At 69.8% G+C, this 16,935-nt stretch carries 12 protein-coding genes; 7 read left to right on the forward strand and 5 right to left on the reverse strand.

The window, feature by feature from the left end:
- The first annotated feature begins 55 nt into the window (after positions 1-55).
- The 3 genes from MYSTI_RS13135 to MYSTI_RS13145 all read left to right on the forward strand — a co-directional run bounded on the left by MYSTI_RS13135 (position 56) and on the right by MYSTI_RS13145 (position 4,968).
- Positions 56-2,833, forward strand: a complete 2,778-nt coding sequence (locus MYSTI_RS13135; protein ID WP_015348243.1) for a response regulator — start codon at positions 56-58, stop codon at positions 2,831-2,833.
- Positions 2,834-2,914: 81 nt separating this feature from the next.
- Positions 2,915-4,180: a DNA polymerase beta superfamily protein gene (locus MYSTI_RS13140; RefSeq protein WP_015348244.1), complete on the forward strand. Its 1,266-nt coding sequence runs from the start codon at positions 2,915-2,917 to the stop codon at positions 4,178-4,180.
- Entirely contained in the window at positions 4,177-4,968 is a 792-nt protein-coding gene (locus MYSTI_RS13145) for a nucleotidyltransferase domain-containing protein (RefSeq protein ID WP_015348245.1), read from the forward strand. The genes MYSTI_RS13140 and MYSTI_RS13145 overlap by 4 nt, the downstream gene beginning before the upstream one ends.
- Before the next feature lie 9 nt (positions 4,969-4,977).
- On the opposite strand, the gene MYSTI_RS13150 is transcribed toward MYSTI_RS13145, so the two are convergent.
- The 3 genes from MYSTI_RS13150 to MYSTI_RS13160 form a co-directional block, all read right to left on the reverse strand.
- Complete coding sequence (locus MYSTI_RS13150) at positions 4,978-5,898, reverse strand: hypothetical protein (protein ID WP_015348246.1); 921 nt, start codon at positions 5,896-5,898, stop codon at positions 4,978-4,980.
- A 131-nt stretch (positions 5,899-6,029) separates the two neighbouring features.
- Positions 6,030-9,080 (reverse strand): poly(A) polymerase, encoded by a 3,051-nt coding sequence (locus MYSTI_RS13155; protein WP_015348247.1) that lies wholly within the window; start codon positions 9,078-9,080, stop codon positions 6,030-6,032.
- 129 nt (positions 9,081-9,209) lie between these two features.
- On the reverse strand, positions 9,210-10,574 hold the full coding sequence (locus tag MYSTI_RS13160) for a BamA/TamA family outer membrane protein (protein WP_233278257.1): 1,365 nt from the start codon (positions 10,572-10,574) through the stop codon (positions 9,210-9,212).
- A 221-nt stretch (positions 10,575-10,795) separates the two neighbouring features.
- Here MYSTI_RS13160 and MYSTI_RS13165 point away from each other — a divergent pair, with 221 nt between their 5' ends.
- The 3 genes from MYSTI_RS13165 to coaA all read left to right on the forward strand — a co-directional run bounded on the left by MYSTI_RS13165 (position 10,796) and on the right by coaA (position 14,492).
- Positions 10,796-12,673 (forward strand): SulP family inorganic anion transporter, encoded by a 1,878-nt coding sequence (locus MYSTI_RS13165; protein WP_015348249.1) that lies wholly within the window; start codon positions 10,796-10,798, stop codon positions 12,671-12,673.
- 69 nt (positions 12,674-12,742) lie between these two features.
- Entirely contained in the window at positions 12,743-13,474 is a 732-nt protein-coding gene (locus MYSTI_RS13170) for a M90 family metallopeptidase (protein ID WP_015348250.1), read from the forward strand.
- A 67-nt stretch (positions 13,475-13,541) separates the two neighbouring features.
- Positions 13,542-14,492, forward strand: coding sequence for a type I pantothenate kinase (coaA, locus tag MYSTI_RS13175; protein WP_015348251.1), 951 nt, complete (start codon positions 13,542-13,544; stop codon positions 14,490-14,492).
- A gap of 3 nt (positions 14,493-14,495) precedes the next feature.
- Here the strand turns inward: coaA and MYSTI_RS13180 are convergent, their stop codons facing one another.
- Complete coding sequence (locus MYSTI_RS13180) at positions 14,496-14,963, reverse strand: GNAT family N-acetyltransferase (protein ID WP_044279643.1); 468 nt, start codon at positions 14,961-14,963, stop codon at positions 14,496-14,498.
- A 108-nt stretch (positions 14,964-15,071) separates the two neighbouring features.
- Between MYSTI_RS13180 and MYSTI_RS13185 the strand changes: the two genes are divergently transcribed.
- On the forward strand, positions 15,072-15,935 hold the full coding sequence (locus MYSTI_RS13185; protein WP_015348253.1) for an NAD-dependent protein deacetylase: 864 nt from the start codon (positions 15,072-15,074) through the stop codon (positions 15,933-15,935).
- Positions 15,936-15,954: 19 nt separating this feature from the next.
- On the opposite strand, the gene MYSTI_RS13190 is transcribed toward MYSTI_RS13185, so the two are convergent.
- A complete protein-coding gene (locus MYSTI_RS13190) occupies positions 15,955-16,860 on the reverse strand; it encodes a LysR family transcriptional regulator (protein WP_015348254.1) in 906 nt (301 codons plus the stop codon).
- Positions 16,861-16,935: the final 75 nt, after the last annotated feature.

Raw genomic sequence — 16,935 nt, forward strand, 5'->3', positions numbered from 1 at the left:
CGCTGAATGGTGAGGGGACCCGAGCTGACCTACACTCGGGAGGGTAGGGGGAACGGTGTCCGACCTGGCGTCACGAGCACACTCCACCGTCTTCGAGCACGCGCGCGACGCGGTGCTCGTGCTCGATGCTGCGCAAAGAATCCTGGAGGTGAACCGCGCCGCGGAGCGCATCTTCGGGCCGCGCGCGGAGCTGGTGGGCACGGCGGTGGTGCGCCTGCTCCCTGGCTGGCGTCCGCCCGATGCACGCGGCGCGCAGGACTCGCCTCACGAGACGGAGCTCGCGGGCCAGCGTCCGGGCGTCGTGGGCGTGGCCTACTACCTGCGGGTGCAGACGCTCGCGCAGGTGGACGCGCGCGGCGAGGTGCTGGGCTGGGTGCTCCAGCTCCAGGACATGCGCGGCAGCCTGGAGGTGGAAGCCTCCATCCGCCAGCAGAAGGAGTTCTTCGAAGCGGTCGTGCGCAACAGCCCGGTCGCCATCGTCACCATCTCCCGCCAGTTCATCGTGCTCTCGTGGAACCCCGCGGCGGAGCGGCTCTTCGGCTACACGCCGCAGGAGGCGCTGGGCAAACACATCTTCGACCTGGTGGCCACCGAGGAGTCCATCCTCCCCGACGCGAAGCGGGCCCAGCGCGACGTCAACCAGCGCGGGCGGGTCCACTCCGTCACGCGGCGGCTGCGAAAGGACCGCACCATCGTCGACGTGGAGCTGCTCGCGCTGCCCGTGTCCGTGGGGGGCCGGCAGCTGGGCTTCATCGCCATCTACCACGACATCACCGACCTCCAGCGCGCGCGGCAGGCGGCCGAGGCCGCCAATCAGGCCAAGAGCCTGTTCCTGGCGACGATGAGCCACGAGATCCGCACGCCGATGAACGCCATCATCGGCATGACGGGGCTGATGCTGGAGACGCACCTGTCGGAGGAGCAGCGCGAGTTCATCTCCACCATCCGCCAGAGTAGCGAGGCCCTGCTGACGCTGCTCAACGACGTGCTGGACTTCTCCAAGATCGAGGCGGGGCGGCTCGAGGCGGACCTCCACCCGTTCGACCTGCGGCAGTGCGTGGAGTCGGTGTTGGACTTGTTGGCGGTGCGCGCCAGCGAGAAGGGGCTGGACCTGGGGGCGGACATCTCGCCGCAGGTGCCGCAGGTGGTGATGGGGGATGCGTCGCGGCTGCGTCAGGTGCTGCTCAACCTGGTGGGCAACGCGCTCAAGTTCACCGAGTCCGGAGGCGCGGTGGTGTCGGTGGATGGCACGCGCCGCGGCGATGCGCCGGACGCGCCGTGGGTGCTCTCCTTCGCCGTGCAGGACACGGGGCCCGGCATCCCCGTCACCAAGCAGCAGGGGTTGTTCCAGCCGTTCAATCAGCTGGACGTGGCGGTGACGCGCAAGTTCGGCGGCACGGGGCTGGGGCTCGCCATCTCCAAGCGGCTGGTGGAGGCGATGGGCGGGCGCATCTGGGTGGAGAGCGAGGGTGTCCCCGGACGCGGCACCACGTTCTTCTTCTCCCTGACCTTGCAGGCCGCGCCCCAGACGACGGCGGGCTATCTGCGCGCGGACCAGCCGGCGTTGCAGGGCCGACGTGTGCTCATCGTCGACGACAACGCCATCAACCGCCGGCTGTTGGGGCGGCAACTGCAGACCTGGGGCGCGGAGCCGGTGGAGGCGGGCTCGGGGATGGAGGCGCTGGCGAAGCTGCAGCCCGGTGCGCGCTTCGACCTGGTGCTCATCGACCAGCAGATGCCGGGGCTGGACGGGCCGTCGTTGGCGTCCCGCATCAAGGAGCGCGAGGACCTCCAGAAAATTCCGTTGCTGCTTTTGACGTCGACAGGACGTCGCGCGGTGCCACCGCCGGGGTTATTCTCCGCGGTCCTCTCTCGCCCCATGAAGGCCTCCCACCTCCACGACACCTTGGTGTCCTGCTTCTCCCAGGAAGTGGCTCCGGTGAACGCGGAGCCGCCGCCGCAGGGGACGCTCGCGCCGAGAGAGCGTCCGGGAGACCGCGTCCCGCTGCGCATCCTGCTGGTGGAGGACAACCCCACCAACCAGCGACTGGCGAGCCTGCTGCTGGACCGGCTGGGCTATCAGGTGCAGGCGGCCTCCAACGGGCGCGAGGCGCTCGAGTGGTCCATGCGTCAGCGGTTCGACGTGGTGCTCATGGACCTGCAGATGCCGGAGATGGACGGGCTGGAGGCGACGCGCAGGCTTCGTCGGGAGCTGCCGCCGAAGGTGCAGCCGTGGGTCGTCGCGATGACGGCCAACGCGATGGACTCGGACCGGGAGCAGTGCTTCGAGGCGGGGATGGACGACTTCCTCGCCAAGCCCATCCGCGTGGAGGCGCTGACCGCCGCGCTCGTGCGCTGCCAGACGCCGCGTCCGGTGGGGGGAGTGCAGGCGCGCCCTTCTCGCGTCGAGCAGGAGGAGGCTCCGCTCGACGAGGACATCGTGCCGCTGTCGGCGCGCATCCCGGGCCTGAATCCCACGGCGCTGGCGCGGCTGTGGCGGGAGCTGGGGGCCCAGGCGCCGAACATCCTCCCCGAGCTCATCGACACCGCGCTGCTCAGCATGCCGGGGCTGCTGGACGATGCCTTCTCCGCGCTGCGGCAGGGCGTGCTGGACGACGTGAGCCGGGCGGCGCACACGCTCAAATCCAATGCGGCGTGGTTTGGTGTCTCCGCGCTGGAGGCGGTGTGCCGGGACATCGAGCTGCGCGCGGACGCGGGAGAGCTCCACGGGTTGCGGGAGCGCCTGGAGCGCTGCCGGGTGGAGCTGGAGACGGCGCGGGAGATGTTGTCGCGCCTGCGTGACAGCATGGGTGTGAGCGAGTCTCGGAGCTGAACCCCTGCCACGATGAGCGTGGTCAGCCGTCCGGATGACGTCTCGTCCCTGGCCGGCCGCGATACCCCTTTGAGGTGGATGATGAGTGACTCCCGGATTCGAGGGCTGGAGGAAGTGGACCGTCTGTCGGTGCCCCTGCCTCACGGCACGGAGGTGACGACGCGCGTGGAGCGGCTCACCACGGGAGGGCGGCGCATCCCTCAGGGCGTGGTGGGGCGCGTGGTGCGCGCCCGGGATGGGGGGCTCGACATCCAGATCGTGGGCGTGGGGGAGGTGTGGTTCGCGCGCGAGGAGTTGGTGCCTCGGCGTCCGGGGCAGGTCCAGTTCGCGCGGCGTCGCGAGGCCGCGTGGCAGGCGCTGGGGCCCTGCGTGGTGCTGGAGACCCGCGTGGGCAGTCATGCCTGGGGCCTGGCGAACGCGCAGTCGGACGTGGACGTGCGAGGTGTCTTCGCGCTGCCGCTCCCCTGGACACTGGGGTTGGTGGACCCGCCGATGGACCTGGTGAGCGCCGACGGAAGCACCACCTACTGGGAGGTGCGCAAGACGGTGGAGCAGGCGCTGCGGGCCGACCCGAACACCCTGGAGACCTTGTTCGTCCCGGGCGCGAAGCCGCTGGACGAATTGGGGGAGTGGCTGCTGGCGGAGCGCGAGGCCTTCGTCTCTCAGGCCATCTTCGGCAGCTTCGGCCGGTACGCGATGAGTCAGCTCGACAAGCTCACGCGCAGCCAGCGGCTCGCCGAGCACCGTGACTTGCTCCTGGAGTGGCTGTGTGAAGACCCCACGCCGGACCTGGACGAAGTGGCGCAGCGGCTCGCGGCGGTGTCGCCTCGGCAGTCGCCCACGGAGCAGGACGCGCTGCTGGCGGCGAAGACGTATGTGAAGCAGCTCTACCGCTCGCTCTGGGACCAGGGGCTGCTGACGGCCAACGACTTCGCGGCGCTCACCACCTATGCGCGGGGAGGGGGCCAGCGTCCGCCGTCGGCTCGCGAGCTGCGGCCGAAGAACGCCTACAACCTGCTGCGCCTGATTGCGACCGCCACGGGATGGCTGCGCCACGGCGAGCCCGTGTTCGAGGCGACGGGCGGCTTGAAGGCACGGCTGTTGGACATCAAGGCCGGGCAGGTGCCGCTCGAAGAAGTGCTGCGGGACGCGGAGGCCATGGCGCCCGAGCTGGAGGCGGCGCGACGGGAGAGCAGGTTGCCGGAGCATCCCGACTATCCGAGGGCGGACCGGCTGTTGCGGCGCGTGGGCGAGGAAGTGGCGCGGCGCTGGGTGTTGAAGGTGCCGGGCGCGCTGGGACGCGAGGCGCCCGCGGCCCCGGAGACGGAGTGGAGGGACTCGGAATGAAGGGCACCCTGAAGGAGCACGAGCAGCGGGTCGCGGACCGCGTGCTCGACGAGGAGTCCGCGAAGCGAGAGCACCTGGTGGTGGCCTTGTCGGGCGCTCATGCGTATGGGTTTCCCTCGCCCGACAGCGACCTGGACTTGAAGTCCATCCACGTGGCGCCCACGGCCATGCTCCTGGGCCTGCAACCCCGGCAGCTCAACGCCGAGCGACTCCAGGTGGTGGACGGCGTGGAGGTGGACTACTCGTCCAACGAGCTCCAGCCTGTCCTCCAGGGACTCTTGCAAGGCAATGGCAACTACCTGGAGCGGTTGGTGGGCGCCATCCCGGTGCGAGTGTCTCCGGAGCTGGCGCCCGTCCAGCCGCTGGTGCGCGCGGTGATGTCCCAGCGGATGCACCGGCACTACCGGGGCTTCGCGCACGGACAGCTTCGGGAGTGGGAGAAGAGTGGCTTCCGCTCCGTGAAGAAGCTGCTCTACGTGCTGCGCACCACGTTGACCGGGACGCACCTGCTGCGCACCGGTGAGGTGGAGACGGACGTCACCGAGCTGCTGGACGCGAACGGCTTCGCGGAGGCCCACGAGCTGGTGACGCAGAAGCAGCGCGGTGAGAAGAGCGAGCTGCCGGATGCGCTCAGCGAGAAGTGGCGCGCACAGGTGGCGCGCTCCTTCGAGGTGCTGGATGCGGCGCTGGCGGCGTCCGTGCTGCCGGAGGAGCCTCCCTCGGGCGCGGTGGAGGCGCTGGAGGCGTGGATGCTGGACCTCCGGCGGCGGCGGTTCGATTCGCGCTGAGCGCGAGCGTCAGGGGTCGGTGGGCGACAGGCGTGACCAGGAGCGGTTCTTGACCTTGAGCCAGGCCTGTTGCCGGTGGAGATAGGTGGCGCAGAGCTGGCGCCACGTCCACACCTCGGGCTTCTTCCACCACTCGGCGGGAGGCTGGAGTCCCTTGTCGCGCAGGTTGCCGATGCCTCGGAAGCCGACGCCGTCGAGTCCGTGCGCGCAGTTGGACTCCAGCACGAGGACCTTATCCGTCGCGGGATGGTGGTCCACGATGAGGAAGGTGTGGCCGGAGCGCCACGGGGCGCGCCACCCCTGGATGAGCGTCCAGGGATGCGGCGAGACATCCGGCGACGGCGCGAGGATGGCCATGCCGCTCTCGACGGCGGCGGTGACGGGCGAGAACAAGTCCTCCGAGGAGGCAATCATCATCTGCCGGTGTCGGCGTGCGTCCCAGGCGAAGCTGTCGCCGTGGACGTCGGCGAAGGCCCTGACGGTGAGCGCCTCGACGAAGGTGCAGCAGTTGTTGAAGCTCGGGGGGCCCAGGGGGACCCGGATGCCGGGCAGGGTCCAGGGGTAGTACGCCTGGTCGAGGTCGTAGCGGAACTCGCTCACGCCCCCGAGCAGCGACACCAGCTTCTCCTCGGGCACGGCCATCGGCTCGTCGCTGAACGGCAGCCTCACCGCGGGCGCTGGCTTCTCCTGGTCGGCGAGGGTGGCGTACTGCTGGGCGCGCCACCGGACGCATATCCACGTGTCCAGTGCGCCGAGGGTGGGGACCTCCAGCCGCGCGTAGTCGCTGTCGGAGCCCGCCGGGCCGGAGCGCTCCTCGAGCACGAAGTACGTGCCCGGCTCGACGTAGCCCTCGAACTGGGCGTTCGTGTCGGGGTCCACGAAACCACGCATGCGGATGGGGAGCTTCGCGACACGATAGGTCTCGGCCACGCTGTGACCTCCAGAGGTGTTGACTTGCAGTGAAGTCTATCTCACCTCCGGAGAATGCTGGCAGGACGTGCCGAGGATGGCGTGGCGTGTGTGTCCTTGGTGGTCTCCACTCGCGAGAGAGCCTCTCGGGCTCACGCCTCGTCGTCCGCGCGCAGCAGCTCTACTTTGAGCACGGTGTCCTTGGGATGGTTTGTCCATTCCAGGAAAGAGGAGTGGAACGTCTCCACGGCCTCGGCCAGCGGGCTTCCGGGCTTCCAGGACAGTGCTCCCGAGTCCTGGGACTGCCGAGTGTCCAAGCCGATGAAGATCACCCGGGGACCTTGGAGTGGGCGCACGCAGAGCCTGCGGTCTCCCTCCAGTCGATACACCAGGGCGGTGAGATGTCCGAGGACCCAGCCCATGGCGGCCTCGTGGGCTTCGGGCGTGGGCGCCTCGACGGAGAGCCGCAGCCGGGCCGGAAGGTCTCGTGGGGCGTCGACCGGTTGGAACAGCGGCTCCCACGCGTGCGGTGAGCTCGAAGCCCTCGCTCCGGTCACGAGCTCCCGAGCGCGGACCAGCTCCTCGCGCACGGTGCGGAACGTGGAGCGCGACACATTGCGCGCCGTGTTTCGCAGGGGCTCGGCGGGCGCGATGACGGGCATCAGGTCGCGCTTCCCATCCGGGCGATACCCAGCCGTCTCCTGAGTCAGGGCCACGGGCTGGGGCCAGGGCCAGGAGGCGAACGTCTGGAAGAAGTGCGCGAGCAGCTCCGCGTCGGACTTCGCGGCGTCCGGAGCCCCGCGTGTGCAAGCCCAGGCGGCGAGCACCGTCCAGGACAGTCCACCCATGTAGCCGAGCGCATGCGAGTAGATGCCCCGCGCCTTGGCCCAGCGCTTCACCGCGCGAAGCAGGTTCCGGAAGCGCTCGTGGGTCGCCTCATCGGTGCCGAGTGCATCGAGGACCCCTTGCGAGTCCGCGACGCCCAGCACGGAGCGAAGCCCGGAGGTGTCGAGCTGGGGGGCGTGCTGCGCGAGCAACGTCAGGGGCTCACAGGGGGTCACCCCTTCCGGGCGGCTCGCATAGGACACATCGAAGCTCACGCCGCCCAGCGACAGCTTCACCAGCGGAATCGCGGCATCGGCCACGAACCGCGCGGAGCTCGCGGCCTCGGGAGCGGAGGTCGCCACCTCGCGCAGCAGGGCGTGTGCGAAGTCATCGCGAGAGAGGCTCGACGGTCCGATGGCGACCGCGTCCACGTCGCTTCCCGCCTCGTCCGTACCGAGCAGGTACGAGCCGTAGGGATGCAGGGACGTCCCGATGCGCTCACAGAGTCCATGCAGTCGCGCCACGGCCGAGGTGCGAGCCTCCCGCGACGAAGGCGTGCTCGAGCTGGCGAGCGCCGCGCGAAGGGTGCTGTCTCCCTTCGTCGACGCGGGGGACTGCTTCAGTGGCGCGCGACCCAGCGGGATTCGCCGGAGGACCTCGAACGGTGTGTCCCCCTTGCGCCGGATGAGACACACGTCGCCGATGGGGAAGGACAGCGAGCGCCACGTCCGAGCCCAGGCCGCGAGCGTCTGCTCGAGGTCCCCGTCCTTCGAGCGTGGAAGCTGTCCCACGGAGAGATGGGGGGTGAAGCCGCGCTCGGGAGCGGCGCACTCGGGGACCACCGCCGCGAGCTTCGCGTGCAGCGCGGCCAAGGCACCCCGAGGCGCGTCATCGGGGCGAAGCCAGGCCGTTGCATTGGCGCGATGCTCGAAGTGTCCGAACGCGGAGAGCGTCACCTCGAAAGGCTTGATGTCCCGGAGGGCTTCCTCGAAGAGCGCCGCGACGGTGTCGAAGTCCGCTTCGGGGAGGAAGGGGTAGAGCAGCGTGACGTGGGGCATCCACCGCTCGAACTTCGCGTCGTGCTTCTTGCGCAGGGCCTGGATGGGAGGCCACGCGCTCTCGGGTGGAATGAGCACCACGGCCGTCTGGTGGACGAGTCGCGCGGTGCCCCGGGCGGCATCCGCCTCGGAGGCGGAGCCCTGGCGCAGCACGCAGCGAATCCCGAAGTGGTCCGAGGCGAAGAGCGGCTGCCCTGACGGACCGGGAGCACCCGGAAGAGGCGCTTCGCCGAAGAGCTCGATGGCCTGAGGCGCCAGTCGGCCGGAGGCAGACTTCACGAGCACCCGGTCCAACCGCTGAAGCCGACCGGACGTGGTCGTGAGGGCGGCCAGCGAGTTGAGCTGAGGGTTGTAGGTCTCTCCCAGCTCCAGCGGCCGCAGCGTCGGCCAGGCATCCACGAACCCAGCATGAGCGAAGGAGTCGGCCTCCGCGGACGACTCGCCGAGATTGAAGTCACCCGCGAGCACGAGGTCGGGAGGGCGACCTTCTTCCGAGGCCCCGAGCGCGAGCGCCCAGTCGAGAATCGCTTGCACCTGGACCGCGCGAGCCGCGGCTCCCGAGGCATCCCGGTTGCTCGTCAGGTGCGGCGTCGCCACCCACAGCGTCCCGTCCGCCACGCGCAGCTCTCCCGCGATGAGGCGCTTGTCTCGGGAGAACACCCGCTGGACCAGCGAGGAGAAGGGGACTCGCGACAGGAGCACCTGTCCGTAGGTGGCCACGGTGCTCGCCTCGGGCCCATCGGACAGCCAGTAGCGCTCGCGAACCCAGGGCTCGGCGAGCAGGGCGCGGAGGAAGGGCGTGGTGACTTCCTGGAGCGCGATGACGTCCGCGTCCGTCCCACGAAGCAGGGCCAGCGCGGCGGGAATCCGGCGGGCCGTGTCGAGCAGCTCCGCGTCATACAGGTCGAACAACACGTTGAACGTGGCGACCGTGAGGTGCTGGAGCGCCGGAGGTTTCGTGCTCGGCGCCACGGCGGTCACCCACGCTTCGGCGCTTGCGTCGAAGCGGTGGGCGGGAAGAGGGGTGAAGGCCGCGGGAGCGCGGCGTGGAGCGGGGGCGGGCGGGTCCTCGGAGGGCGCGGGGTGACTCAGCCGGTCGATGCGCTCCTTGCGGTCCCACATCACCTCGCGCCCGCGCTTGAAGTACCAGACGCGGTGCCACGGAAGCTCCCCGTCGGGGACGAAGGCCTCGAAGGGCATCTCCTCCATGGCGTCTCCGTGAGCGTCGTAGCCAATCACAAACTCGCGAGCGTCCAGGCGCGGGTCCCACCGGATGCGGTGGTACACCTCGCGGCTCGTCGTGAAGCGTTCGTTGGACATGGCGGCGACTCACGGATGGAGAGGGAAGGGCACCTTACGCCAGCCCGCCCAGCGTCACCGGACGGGCCCCTGCGTGGTGGGCGGCGCACCTGACGCCCCGCCACCAGGGCGGCTGACATTCCACTCGCGTCAGGTCGGGCTGACGCCCGCCACCAGGTAGAAGCGGAACTCCCCCGAGTTGACCCCGTAGGCCGCATCCACACCCACCAGCGGCAGGACGATGTTTCGCAGGTACAAGCGCAGCCCCGCGCCCAGGCCCTGGGCCAGCGTGGAGCCCCTCAAGCCGCTCTGGCTGTCCGGCAGGTAGCCGCGCACCACGCGCCCGTTGACGTCCCGCAGGACCCCGTCGTCGGGCAGGTCCCTCCACGCCATCAAGCCCGTGTCGGAGAAGCCCACGCCCCGGAAGGAGAGCGAGCGGATGGTGAAGAGGGGGAAGTGATACTCGGCGGTGAAGGACAGGCGCGTGTCGCCTCGGAACTGCCGATGCACGAAGCCGCGCAACGAGTTGCCGCCCAGCACGAGCTCTTGATGAAACGGAAGGTCCACACCCGCCGAGGCCTCCGCGCGCAGCACCAGGTTGTGCTCGTCGAACAGCCGCAGGCCATGACGGTAGAGCAACCCATAGCGGCGGTAGCGGAAGTCGCTCCAGACGCCGGGATTGGACACCTCGTACGACGCCTCCAGGTTGAGGCCCTCCATCACCGCGTGGAGGTTCTGCCGCGTGTCGATTCCGACCATCAGCCGCAGCGAGGCATCTCGCTGCGAGGGGCCGATGGAGAACGCGGGCGTGGTGACCTCCTCCTGGGGGTCCGGTGACTTCGCGTCGACGGACATCAGCCGGTACTTCACCGCCGCGCGCACGCGCTCGAAGAGCATCACCCCGAACTCCGTGGCGATGGAGGCGGAGTTGATGCGCGTGCGGCGCACCACCTCCGGGTCCTCCTGCCCCGCGCCGGGGTCGTACTCGTCCACGCGGTCGCTGCGCAGCTGCCCCTCCACGCTCAGCCGGAGCTGCGGCTGTCCGAAGAGGTTCGGGTCCAGGTAGCCCGCGAACACGCCGCTCTCCGCCGTGCTCACCTGCACCGCGGTGCCGAACTTCTTGGACCGGCCCCAGAGGTTGTTCTCGGCATAGAGCAAGCCGCCGCCCACGTTCGCCGAGGACAGCGCGAAGGTGGGCGCCACCACCCAGGAGGCCTTGTCCTCCACTTCCAGGATGAGGCGCACGCGGTTGGGGCCCGTGGGCTCGGTGCGCACCTTCACTTCCTGGAACAGGCCGGTCGCCACCAGGCGACGCTCCACCTTGTCCAGCTCCTCGTAGGAGAGCTCGTCCCCCGGGTCGATGCGGGAGTACGCCTGCACCGTCGACGGGAGCGTCTTCTCCGGGCCCCGCACCACCACTTCATCCACGATGTCGCCAGGAGCCTGTGCCGCCGCTCGCCCCGCCAGCAGGGTGAGGGCCAGGCTCGCGCACCACTTCGCCATCCGTCCGCGCATGTCTCTTCGCACTTCCATGACCAGGCTGGAGCCCCCGGCCAGGGCTCTCGGAGACCCACCCTACCTTCCCGGAGCGCCGGACGAAGGACTCTTCGCCGGCCCCCCTGTCTCCCCCCGCTGGGAAGGCAGGGGGAACAGAGGTGCGAGGCGTTCTTCGGGACAATTGCCCGCGAAGTGTGGGCTCACCAACGTTCCAGGACACGACGGAGGGAGAGTGACGCATGGGGGAGCCCTCGCAGCGGAGCCGCACGCACGCCCTTCCGGGGAGCCGCTTCCTTCCCATCCTGTCCTGGCTCCCACAATGGCGACCCAGCTCGCTCAAGCGAGACCTCGTGGCCGCCCTCACCGTGACGGCCCTCCAGATTCCAGAGGCCATGGCCTACTCGGAGCTGGCGGGAGTACCTCCCCAGGCGGCGTTCTACGCGGGCCCCGTGGCCCTGGTGCTCTACGCCTTCTTCGGCTCCTCGCGGCAGCTCGTCGTCGCCATCTCCGCGACGGTGGCCGTGCTCTCCGCGTCGACCGTGGCGGGCATCGCGCCGGCGGGGAGCGCGCGCTTCATCGCACTCACGGCCGCGCTCGCGATGCTGGCGGGGGTCATCTCCATCCTCGCGGGAGTGCTCAAGCTCGGGCGCATCGCGCAGTTCTTCTCGGAGTCGGTGCTGACGGGCTTCGTCTTCGGACTCGCGCTTGTCATCGCCATCAAGCAGGCCCCCAAGCTGCTCGGCCTCGAGGCCGGGAGCGGCAACTTCTTCGAGCGCCTGTGGCACCTGGTGACCCACGTCTCACAGACGCAGCCGCTCACCTTGGTCGTCGGGGGCGTGAGCCTCGGCATCCTGTGGGTCCTGGGGCGAAGGGTGCCGCGACTGCCCGCGTCCCTCGTGGTGCTCGTCCTGGGGACGGCGGGGGTCGGACTGCTGGGGCTCCAGACCCATGGCGTGAAGGTGGTGGGCAACATCCCCTCGGGGCTCTCGGGCCCCGCGATTCCCGATGTCGGGCTGGGGGACTTGCTGAAGCTGCTGCCGGGGGCGTGTGGCATCGCGCTGGTGGCCTTCGCGGAGGCCATCGGTCCCGCGCGAGTCCTGGCGACGAAGCACCGCTACGAAGTGGATGCGAACCAGGAGCTCATCGGCCTGGGCGCCTCCAACCTGGGCGCGGGGCTCTTCCGAGGACTCTCCGTCGGATGCAGCCTGTCGAAGTCGGCCGCCAACGACGCCGCGGGCGCGAGGACGCAGATGCCCAGCCTGCTCGCCGCGGGCCTGCTCGCGCTGGTGGCGCTCTTCTTCACGCCGTTGTTCCGCACGCTGCCGGAGGCCACGCTCGCCGCCATCGTGGTCATGGCCACCGTCGGCATGATGGACGTGACGGAGATGCGCCGCCTGTTCAAGCTGCGCCGCACGGACTTCCTGCTCGCCGCGGGCGCGATGCTGAGCGTGCTGGTGCTGGAGGTCCTCCCCGGGCTGCTCGTCTCGGTGGGCCTCTCCGTGGCGTTCCTCGTGTGGCGGGCGAGCCAGCCGAGCCTGTCGGAGCTGGGCCGCGCGCCGGGGACCCTGGACTTCGCCGACGTGCGCCGCACCCCCACGCCCGTGACGCTCCCGGGCCTGCTGGTGCTCCGTCCGAACGAGGGCATCTTCTTCGCCAACGCCACCTCGCTGCGGGACGCCGTCATCCATCACGTCGACGGCGCGAAGTCCGAGGTCCACACGGTGCTGTTGGACTTGGAGGTGACCGCGGACCTGGACGTCCCGGGCGCGGACATGCTCGCCGAGCTCGAGGAGTCACTCCAGCATCGAGGTATCACCTTGATGCTCTCCCGCGTGCTCGCGCCGACGCAGTCGCTGCTGGACCGCACGGGTGTCACCGAGAAGCTCGGCGCGGACAACATCCATCCGCAGACGTTGAATGGTGTCATCGAGTATCTCGCCCACCGCACCCCTCATTCTCGTGCGGAGTGGGGGCTCATCCGCGATGGCCTGCATCGCCTGAGCGCGCTCGTGGAGGAGGCTCACACAGCGGCCGCGGACGCGCAGGAGCGCCGCCGGCTGGAGAAGCTGCGAGGCGCCCTGGCGCGGCTCGAGGAGGACGAGCACCGCCTGCACTGACCACAAGGCCCGGGACTTCTGCTATGCCTTCGTGAAGAAGGCCCCGGCCGGTTCCGGGGGACCGCTCTCATGCCTGGTCTCTTTCGTCTGCTCCGGCGTCGGCGCCTGCTCGGCCGGCCCTTCCCCTCCGAGTGGCTCGGCCATCTCGACGCACAAGTCCCCTTCTTCGCCACGCTGTCGCCCGCGCTGCGACAGACCTTCCTCGACAAGCTGAAGGTCTTCGCCTGGGAGAAGGAGTTCATCGGGGCGGGGGGGCTTGAAATCACCGACGAGATTCGCGTGGTGGTGTCCGCGACCGCGGTGCAGCTCGTGGTGCACCTGGACCTGGCTTATTACGACCGGCTGCGGGAGATCATCGTCTACCCCGATGCCTTCCTGTTGCCGGACCGCACGGGCGTGGTGCTGGGCGAGGCGAAGAACTGGGGCAGCGTCATCCTCTCCTGGGCGGCGGTGCTCTCCGGGCTGCGCAATCCCACGGACGGACACGACACGGCCACGCACGAGTTCGCGCATGTCCTGGACCGGGCGGACGGGGCCTTCGATGGAACCCCCAAGCTGCGCAGCTATTCGCACTACCGGACGTGGGCCTCGGTGATGAGCGAGCACTTCCACGGGCTCCAGGAGGGCCGGGCCGTGGAGCGCAGGGTCCTGGACGACTACGGGGCCGTCAACGAGGCGGAGTTCTTCGCGGTGGCCTCCGAGGCCTTCTTCGAGCGGCCGGCTCGGATGCGCGAGAAGACCCCTGATTTGTATGAGGAACTGAAGCGATTCTACGGCTGGGACCCTGCTTCGGGCACTTGAGCCCGAGCATCGCGCCCCGCGCTGTGGTACGCGCCGTATCCAGCAGCCTCCTGAGGAGAGCCCCTGCATGACCGTGTCCGTTGCGCCCTCGGTGTCCATGTTCGTCGAGTTGGAGCGCGAGGCCTGGCGCGCGCTTCGTGCCTCCACGCCGATGACACTCACGGCGGAGGACCTCGACGGCCTGCGAGGGTTGGGCGAGCAGATGGACCTGAACGAAGTGGCGGATGTGTATCTGCCACTGTCCCGACTGCTCAACCTCCAGGTCGCCGCCGCGCAGCGACTGTGGGCCGAGCAGCAGGCCTTCCTCGGCGGCAGCGCGCGCAAGGTGCCGTTCATCATCGCCATCGCCGGCAGCGTCGCGGTGGGCAAGAGCACCACGGCGCGCATCCTCCAGGCGCTGCTCGCGCGGTGGCCGGACCATCCTCGCGTGGAGCTGGTCACCACGGATGGCTTCCTCTTCCCCAACGGGGTCCTCACCGAGCGCGGGCTGATGAAGCGCAAGGGGTTCCCGGAGAGCTATGACCGGCGCGCGCTGGTGCGGATGCTCGCGGAGCTGAAGGCGGGGCGCGCGGAGGTCACCGCGCCGGTCTACTCGCACCTCGTCTACGACGTCGTTCCCGACGAGGCGAAGGTCATCCGCCAGCCCGACATCCTCATCCTGGAAGGGCTCAACGTCCTCCAGTCCGGGGCGACCGGGCAGCGGATTCCGCACACGTTCCTGTCGGACTTCTTCGACTTCTCCATCTACGTGGACGCGACGGAGCAGGACATCCGCCGCTGGTACGTGGAGCGGTTCCTCCGGCTCCAGCAGACGGCGTTCCGCGACGAGCGCAGCTACTTCCGTCGCTTCTCCGAGCTGACCCACGAGCAGGCGGTGTCGATGGCCGAGTCCGTGTGGGGCGACATCAACGGCCCCAACCTGGCGCAGAACATCGCGCCCACGCGCTCCCGGGCCCGGCTCATCCTGCTCAAGGGGCCGGACCACAAGGTGAAGCGCGTGAGGCTGCGCAAGCTGTAGGGCTCAGCCTCGGGCGCGGCGGAGCATCTCCACGTGGGGGATGCCGTCCTCGTCGTAGACGCCCCCTTGGGTGACGAAGCCCAGGCTCCCGTAGAAGGCGATGAGGTACTCCTGCGCGGAGATGCGGATGTCCGCGCGAGGGTAGAGGGCCTCGAGCCGGGCGAGCCCCCGCTCGGTGAGCTCGCGCCCCAGTCCGCGTCCGCGCGCGCGAGGAGACGTCACCACGCGGCCCAGGCTGGCCTCATCGGGGTGCTTCACCCCGGGCGGGAGGATGCGCAGGTAGGCGGCCAGGAAGGGACCTGGGCCCGTGTCCTCGGTCCCGAGGAGGTGGAGGGACCTGGCGTCCAGGCCATCCGCGTCCAGGTAGAGCGAGCGCTGCTCCACGACGAAGACCTCCTGGCGCAGGGCGAGCAGCGCGTACAGCTCCTCCAACGTCAGCTCCGGGAACGCCTTCCATTGCCAGCTCAGCATGGAGGGGCGTTTATCACGGCGCCTCGCCGCCTGGCTGTCCATGGGTGGGCCCTCTGGGGGGCGGGGCGCTGGGCAATGCGGGGAAGGGGCCATTATATGAGGGCCGCCATGACGCTACCGTCGCCGACCGCGCTTGTTCCCGGAGACTCCGAGGACGTGGACTCGCTGGCCTCGCTGCTGCGAGGGCGGCGCACCGTGGTGCTCACGGGCGCGGGCTGCAGCACCGAGTCCGGCATCCCCGACTATCGAGGCCCTGGTACCCGGGCCCGGGCCCGCAATCCCATCCAGCACCGCGAGTTCCTCCAGCGGCCCGAGGTGCGCGCGCGTTACTGGGCGCGCAGTCTGCTCGGCTGGCCCCGGTTCTCCTCCGCGCGACCCAACGCCGCGCACCAGGCGCTGGCGGAGCTGGAGCGCGCGGGGCATGTACCCGGCCTCATCACCCAGAACGTGGACCGGCTGCACCACGCCGCTGGCAGCGCGCGGGTCATCGAGCTGCATGGCGCGCTGGAGCGCGTGCGCTGTCTGGACTGCGGAGGGCAGGAGGCGCGAGCCGTGCTCCAGGAGCGCCTGCTCACGCTCAACCCGGACTTCAATCACCAGGTGCTGGAGCTTCGGCCGGACGGAGACGCGGAGCTGTCCTCGGAGGCGCTCCAGTCCTTCCGGGTGCCGGCGTGCGTGAGCTGTGGTGGGACGCTGAAGCCCGACGTCGTGTTCTTCGGCGACAACGTGCCCGCGCCCACGGTGGCGGAGGCGTTCTCCTTGCTGGAGGCGGGGGACGCGCTGCTGGTGGTGGGCTCGTCGCTGGCCATCTACTCCGGCTACCGCTTCCTCGTGCGCGCGGCCGAGCGCCATCTCCCCATCGCCATCCTCAACCTGGGCGAGTGCCGCGGCGTGGAGCTGGCGGACCTGCGCATCGAAGCGAGCGCGGGAGATGTGCTGCCCCGGCTCGCACGAGCGCTGGTGAGCGGCTGAGCGTCACGCGGCCCTTGGCTCAGGGCATGCGCACGTGGGCGGTGAGGAAGTCGATGAAGGCGCGGATGCGCGCGGGCATGTGCTGCCCTTGGCTCAGGTAGAGCGCGTGGATGGCCTCGGTGTCGCCGGGGTTGTGCTCCTCCAGCACGGGCACGAGGCGGCCCGCGTCCAGGTCCTCCTTCACCTGGAACACCGCGAGCCGCGCGAGCCCCACACCCGCCAGCACCATCTGCCGCAGGGCCTCGCCATCACTGGCCTCGACGCTGCCCACCGGGGCCACGGCGAGCTCCGTGGCGCCATCCATCAGCGGCCAGCTCACGCTCGCCCGCGCGTAGCTGAAGCTGAGCCGGTTGTGGGTCGCCAGGTCCGTGGGCGACTTGGGCGTGCCGTGCCGCTGGAGGTAGTCCGGTGAGCCCACGATGACCAGCCGCGTCTCACCGAGCTTGCGCGCGGTGAGCTGCGAGTTCTTGAGCGGCCCGGCGCGAATGGCGATGTCGGTCCGCTCGTCGAGCAGGTCGATGAGCTTGTCGGTCAGGTTGAGCTCCACCGTCACCGACGGATATCGGGCGAGGAAGGCCGGGAGCAGGGGGATGAGGATGCAGCGACTGAAGGCCGGGTTCGTGTTGATGCGCAGCCTCCCGCTCGGTGCATCGCTCGCGGCGGCCTGTCGCTCCGCCTCGTCGAGCTCCTCGAGGATGCGCACGCTCCGCTCGTAGAAGCCGCAGCCCTCCGGCGTGAGCTTGAGCGCGCGTGTCGAGCGGTTGAGCAGGCGGGCCCCCAGCCGCTCCTCCAGCCGGGCCACCAGCTTGCTCACCGCGGAGGGCGTCATCCGGAAGGCGCGCGCGGCGGCGGAGAAGCCACCCAGCTCCACCACCTTCACGAAGACTTCCATCTCCCCGGAGCGATTGACGTCAAGGCGCGCCATGGTGAACCCAATTCATAAGTCCTAGTCCGCGCGTTGCCCTACCGCACGAGAATCGCGCCGTCCATACAAGGCCCC

The organism is Myxococcus stipitatus DSM 14675 (assembly GCF_000331735.1).
GTDB classification, from domain to species: domain Bacteria; phylum Myxococcota; class Myxococcia; order Myxococcales; family Myxococcaceae; genus Myxococcus; species Myxococcus stipitatus.

Bases quoted from the DNA above. Each gene is read 5' to 3' on its own strand.
- MYSTI_RS13140 (WP_015348244.1), top strand. From the start codon at position 2,915: ATGAGTGACTCCCGGATTCGAGGGCTGGAGGAAGTGGACCGTCTGTCG.
- MYSTI_RS13145 (WP_015348245.1), top strand. From the start codon at position 4,177: ATGAAGGGCACCCTGAAGGAGCACGAGCAGCGGGTCGCGGACCGCGTG.
- MYSTI_RS13155 (WP_015348247.1), bottom strand. From the start codon at position 9,080: ATGTCCAACGAACGCTTCACGACGAGCCGCGAGGTGTACCACCGCATC.
- MYSTI_RS13160 (WP_233278257.1), bottom strand. From the start codon at position 10,574: ATGCGCGGACGGATGGCGAAGTGGTGCGCGAGCCTGGCCCTCACCCTG.
- MYSTI_RS13165 (WP_015348249.1), top strand. From the start codon at position 10,796: ATGGGGGAGCCCTCGCAGCGGAGCCGCACGCACGCCCTTCCGGGGAGC.
- MYSTI_RS13170 (WP_015348250.1), top strand. From the start codon at position 12,743: ATGCCTGGTCTCTTTCGTCTGCTCCGGCGTCGGCGCCTGCTCGGCCGG.
- coaA (WP_015348251.1), top strand. From the start codon at position 13,542: ATGACCGTGTCCGTTGCGCCCTCGGTGTCCATGTTCGTCGAGTTGGAG.
- MYSTI_RS13180 (WP_044279643.1), bottom strand. From the start codon at position 14,963: ATGCTGAGCTGGCAATGGAAGGCGTTCCCGGAGCTGACGTTGGAGGAG.
- MYSTI_RS13185 (WP_015348253.1), top strand. From the start codon at position 15,072: ATGACGCTACCGTCGCCGACCGCGCTTGTTCCCGGAGACTCCGAGGAC.
- MYSTI_RS13190 (WP_015348254.1), bottom strand. From the start codon at position 16,860: ATGGCGCGCCTTGACGTCAATCGCTCCGGGGAGATGGAAGTCTTCGTG.